This is a genomic window from Halomonas sp. ND22Bw, from assembly GCF_003011945.1.
Lineage (GTDB): Bacteria > Pseudomonadota > Gammaproteobacteria > Pseudomonadales > Halomonadaceae > Halomonas > Halomonas halophila.
The window spans coordinates 1-385 of record NZ_PXWD01000290.1 but is presented as its reverse complement, the minus strand read 5'-3'; the positions used below and the strand labels follow the sequence as shown (position 1 = coordinate 385).

The following is a 385-nucleotide window of genomic DNA, read 5'->3' as shown; positions in this document are numbered from 1 at the left end:
TTTTCCTCGTTGATATAGAGGGCGTCGCTCTCCTCGTCGGCGGCGCAGCCTTCCGAGATGGAGCCGATCTCGGCCGTGCGGACCAGGCGGGCGGTCGGGCGGCCGGCGGCGTCGGCGCCCAGGATGAACTGGCGCAGTTCGCCCTCGTGCCCGACCAGGATGGCGTGAACCTCTTGCCCGCGACGGGCGAAGCAAAAGCCGTAAGGCTCGACCCCGTCGGTCGCGACATGTCCCCAATAGCGCACCGCGTTCTGACCCGTCCCGGCCGGGTCGAAGACATAGAGCGAAATGCCCGTCCGTCCCGGCGTGCGGGCGCTGGCGCCCAGCACCAGTTGCGGGCGGCCATCGATGGACAGGCCCTCGACCGCATCGACATTGTTCAACA

At 68.3% G+C, this 385-nt stretch carries 1 protein-coding gene; it reads right to left on the bottom strand.

Translation table 11 applies throughout. The features are described 5' to 3' along the window. On the bottom strand, nt 1-385 hold a 385-nt coding region (locus CVH10_RS18115), incomplete at both ends, for a phytase (protein ID WP_146143026.1).